Below are 3,901 nucleotides of genomic sequence, written 5' to 3' on the forward strand. Positions count from 1 at the left end.
TGATCAGCCGTGGGTCATCGACACCGCCCCGCACATCCTTCGATCTCATCTTCGATTGTCAAATAGCGTCCTGCTATCGAAACGTAACCGCTTGCGGTCACGTGACTTACTCTTGTTGTGATTGCCGCTGGTTCAGCGGCAGTTCCAACTAATAACCTTTTGGTGTTTCAGCGTCAACCCCTGCCAGGTCTCTTTTTAGATCTTTTTTGAAGATCAAAAGATCGGCGCGGGACGCGCTCATGCGCTCGCACTCCCCAGCGAGCGACGGTCCGACTCAGTACTACTCATCAGACCCCCTGCCGGCGCGTTCCCTCAGGCGCTGGACTCGCTTGGCGAGTACACAACAACCGCGGCGCGTGTGGCGGGTCGGACATGAAAGCACATCGCGGCCCGCTTGTCAACCGGCGGCCGCACACTTTGGCACGTTGGCGCGGCCCCCGGCGGCCGAACGCACGAGGGGCGGCCTCTCCTGAGAGACCGCCCCCGTGCCTCCGACGCAGCACGTCCGCTCAGAGATTCGCGCCGTGGCACTTCTTGAACTTCTTCCCTGAGCCACACGGACACGCATCATTGCGGGCCGTCTGCTCCCACCCCGGCGGCAGCATCGCGCCGCCCGCGCCATCAGCGAGCGAGCGAACACGCCCCGCCCCCACCACCGTCGGGGCCCCCTTGGCCACCGTTCTCACGGGCTCGTCGGCCGTCCCCTGCTCCGCGCCCACGCTCTCCGCGTCAGCGCTCGACACGTCGCCACCGAGGAGGTCCCCCGCGGGGACGTCCTCGAGAATCCCGAGCGCGTTGAAGCGCTTCGTGGGGCGCCCCGACTCCTGCGGCACGTACTCATCGGGGATCGCCGGTGCGTCCAGCAGCATCTCCGTCGGCGCCGGCTCGAAGATCAGCTGCGCCTTGAGAAACCGCTCCGTGAAGGTGTTGGCCACGTCGTGCATGAGGTCCACGAACATGGTGTACGCGTCCTGCTTGTACTCGACAAGCGGATCCTTCTGCCCCCACGAGCGATAATGGATGGACGCGCGCAGCTGATCGAGGTCATAGAGATGATCCTTCCATTTCTCGTCGATCACATTGAGCGTGACCAGCGACAGCAGCCGGTCGGCGAACCCGTTGCCGTTCTCGTCGGACACCTGGTTGAGGCTGTCGATCTTCTGGGCGAAGGCCGCGTGTACCGCCTCAACGGCCAGGGCCTGCGCCTCCTCGAGCGTGGCAGGGGCGTGCGCCGAGAACGCCGGCACTTGCAGCATGTAGTGCATGAGCAGGTCCTGCTGCACGTACTCGAAGTCCCACTGCTCTTCCTTGTCGAACGTGGCGAGCGCCTGCTCGACCCGGCGCTGCACACCGCGCTCGAGCATCTTGATCGCTTCGCCCTTGAGCTCCTCTCCGCCCTCGAGCGCGAACGCGCGCAGTGAGTAGATGACCTCGCGCTGCTGGTTCATCACATCGTCGTACTCGAGCAGCCGCTTGCGCGACTGGAAGTTCTGCAGCTCGACCCGCTTCTGCGCCTGCTCGATAGAGCGCGTGATCAGGGGGTGCGTCAGCACCTCGCCGTCCTGCGCTCCCATACGGTCCATGAGCTTGGCAATGCGCTCGGAGCCGAAGAGGCGCATGAGATCGTCCTCGAGCGACAGAAAGAACTGGGAGGCCCCCGGATCGCCCTGACGGCCGGAGCGGCCACGCAGCTGGCGGTCGATGCGCCGCGACTCGTGACGCTCCGATCCGATGATGTGCAGCCCACCAATCTCGGAGATGTCGATCTCCTTGCCGTCGGGGTCCGTGATGCGCGACGGCTTGGGCTCGATCACGCCCGCGCCAAGTTTGATGTCGGTCCCGCGGCCGGCCATGTTGGTCGCGATCGTGATCGCCCCCGGACGTCCGGCATCGGCGACGATCTCGGCCTCGCGCTGGTGGTACTTGGCGTTCAGCACGTTGTGCTTGAGCCCCGCGCGGGCAAACAGGCGTGCCAGCGTTTCCGACGCCTCCACGCTCGCCGTTCCGACGAGCACCGGGAAGCCCAATTCGTGCAGACGCTTGGTCTCGTCGACGATCGCGTTGTACTTCTCGCGCCGCGTCTTGAACACGAGATCCTGGCGGTCGTCCCGCTGGATGGGGCGGTTGGTGGGGATGACCGACACCTCGAGCCCATAAATCTCGTGAAACTCGCCTTCTTCCGTCTCGGCCGTCCCGGTCATACCGGCCAGCTTCTCGTACATGCGGAAGTAGTTCTGGATCGTGATGGTGGCGAGGGTCTGCGTCTCGCCCTTCACCTGCACCCGTTCCTTGGCTTCCACGGCCTGATGCAGCCCCTCGCTCCAGCGACGCCCCGGCATGGTACGCCCGGTAAACTCGTCGACGATGAGGACCTGCCCTTCCTGCACCACGTAGTTCACATCGCGCTCGTACAGCGCGTGTGCACGCAGCAGCTGGTGAATGATGTTGAGCCGCTCGCTCTTGGTGGCGTACTCGCGTTCGACCGCATTGCGACGTTCGAGGCGCTCGGCAGCACTCAGCTCGGTGTCCCGATCGAGCTGACCGATGAGCAGCGCAATATCGGGGAGCACGAAGGTGTCAGGGTGATCCGGGGAGAGCCAGTCGAGTCCCTGCTCCGTGAGATGCACCGTGTGCCCCTTCTCGTCGAGCACGAAGAGGAGGTCGTCCTCGAGGTCGCGGAACGCCCGCTTGCTCACCGGGAGCTTGCGATCGGCGATCACGTCGAGCTCCACGCGTTGCACGAGCTGCTTGATGCCAGGCTCCTGCAGCACCTTCATCAGCCGCTTGTTCTTCGGGCCACCCATCTGCGCCTTGTAGAAGAACAGCCCTGCGGCCTGCTGATCGTTCGCGGCCATGGTCCGCTCGCCCTCGGCGACGAGCTGGTTGACCATGTCGGACTGCTTGCGCACGAGGCGCTCGACAGAGGTGTTGAACTCCGCGTACTGTCCATCGCTCTCGTTACCCACCGGGCCCGAGATGATCAGGGGGGTGCGCGCCTCGTCGATGAGGATTGAGTCGACTTCGTCGATCAGCGCAAACACGTGCGGGCGCTGCACGCGCTGCTCGAGCGTCGTGACCATGTTGTCACGCAGGTAGTCGAAGCCAAACTCGTTGTTGGTGCCGTAGGTGATGTCGCACGCGTAGACGGCGCGACGCTCCCATGACCCGGGCTCCGTGTCATCGAGGCATCCGACGGTGAGCCCCAGCCAGCCGTAGAGGTACCCCATCCACTGCGAGTCGCGGCGGGCGAGATAGTTGTTGACCGTTACCAGATGCGCGCCGCGTCCCGGCAGCGCGTTCAGGTAGAGCGGCAGGGTCGCCACGAGCGTCTTGCCTTCGCCGGTTGCCATTTCAGCGATGCGCCCGAGGTGGAGCTGAATGCCTCCAATGAGCTGCACGTCGTAGGGGACCATGTCCCACGTGAGCTCATGCCCCGTGACGCCGACGCGGGTGCCCTTGAGGCGACGGCAGGCTTCGCGGACCGTCGCGAAGGCCTCTGGGAGCAGTTCGTCGAGCGTTTCGGCGATGGCCTGCCGGAGTTCGCCTTCCGCGCCTCCCCGTCCATCGGCGCCCTGCAGCTCACTGTCGAGGCGCTCGCGCTCGGCGGCATCGGCCGTGTTGTGCTTGGCCGCCTTGACCTCAGCGATGCGCGCCTCGATCGGTCCCGTGCGCTCGGCAAGGATGGCGCGGAACTTGGTCGTCTGCGCCTGGATCTCGGCGTCGCTGAGCGACGCGAGACGCGCTTCGATCGCGTGCACTTCTTCGAGGATCGGCTGCACGCGCTTGCGTTCGCGCTCATGGCGCGTGCCGAACACCTTACTGATCAAGCCCTTCAGCATACGGACCTCTGGACCTCATGGCAAAGGGCCCGGGAGCGGTCCGTCACGCCTAGAGGCGTTCA

General features: G+C 65.0%; 1 protein-coding gene. It reads right to left on the reverse strand.

Translation table 11 applies throughout. From position 1 onward, the window contains the following. Window positions 1-509 precede the first annotated feature (509 nt). The gene (secA, locus tag ACIQ51_RS14070) at window positions 510-3,839 is read right to left on the reverse strand and encodes a preprotein translocase subunit SecA (RefSeq protein ID WP_396205694.1); all 3,330 of its coding nucleotides are present in this window, start codon (window positions 3,837-3,839) and stop codon (window positions 510-512) included. Window positions 3,840-3,901: the final 62 nt, after the last annotated feature.

This window comes from Gemmatimonas sp., assembly GCF_044344655.1.
GTDB lineage: Bacteria > Gemmatimonadota > Gemmatimonadetes > Gemmatimonadales > Gemmatimonadaceae > Gemmatimonas.

What these genes read in the sequence shown, in the direction of transcription:
- secA (WP_396205694.1), bottom strand. Translation starts at nt 3,839, where the DNA reads ATGCTGAAGGGCTTGATCAGTAAGGTGTTCGGCACGCGCCATGAGCGC.